Source organism: Vibrio sp. 2130-1 (assembly GCF_033339515.1).
Genome location: NZ_JAWOUT010000189.1, coordinates 1 through 778, shown reverse-complemented (window position 1 = coordinate 778; position 778 = coordinate 1). Strand labels below are relative to the sequence as shown.

Below are 778 nucleotides of genomic sequence, written 5' to 3'. Positions count from 1 at the left end.
TTCCGATCTTGCTGTGCATCTTGGCTTCGTTGGTATGGGGGTGGCTACTACACCATGGACGACGCCGGCAATTATTGGTGCGTCTTGGGGAAGCGGCTGGACGTTTTCTCCGGTACTGCTCGTAGTGGGTCTGTTGATTCTTGACCTTCTTATCTACTTCCCATTCTTCAAAATGTTTGAGAAGCAAATGCTTGAGCAAGAACTACCAACAACCAAAGAAACGAAACAGGCAGAACAACCTGCTGGTGAAGGCGTAACCGCTTAATTATGAATGGGCTGTTTTACCAAGCAGCCCATATTTCTGGAGAGAGAAAATGGAACAAGAACTGGTTGTAATGGAAATCATCTGTAATGCGGGTGAAGCCAGAAGTTTAAGTTATGAAGCGCTCCGTTTGGCGAGAGAGCAAAAATTTGAAGCAGCAGAAGAGAAATTGTTGCAAGCCAGAGAGTGCATTAACAAGGCGCATTTAATTCAGACGCAATTGATCGAAGAAGATCAGGGGGAAGGCAAAGTGCCGATGACTCTGGTTATGGTGCACGCTCAAGATCATTTAATGACAACGATTCTAGCGCAAGAAATGGCTGTTGAGATTGTCGCTTTGAACAAGCAACTCGCGAATAAGTAAGGAAATCATTATGTCTAGAGAGGCGATCAAACTTGCCATTATTGGTGGTGGCAGTAGCTATACCCCGGAATTGGTTGAAGGGGTAATCAAACGCTTGGATTACTTGCCAGTTAAACAGATTCACTTTGTGGACATAGAATCCGGCGCGGAAA

At 45.2% G+C, this 778-nt stretch carries 1 protein-coding gene and 2 pseudogenes; all 3 read left to right on the top strand.

Annotated features, from left to right (window positions below; all coding sequences use genetic code 11):
• Window positions 1–265 (top strand): annotated as a pseudogene (locus R7Q09_RS25090) (PTS sugar transporter subunit IIC); the annotation flags it as partial.
• Between the two features lie 49 nt (window positions 266–314).
• Window positions 315–626 carry a PTS lactose/cellobiose transporter subunit IIA gene (locus tag R7Q09_RS25085; RefSeq protein ID WP_005461092.1) on the top strand — a complete coding sequence of 104 codons (312 nt, stop codon included), beginning with the start codon at window positions 315–317 and terminating at the stop codon, window positions 624–626.
• A 10-nt stretch (window positions 627–636) separates the two neighbouring features.
• Window positions 637–778: pseudogene (locus R7Q09_RS25080) on the top strand (6-phospho-beta-glucosidase); the annotation flags it as partial.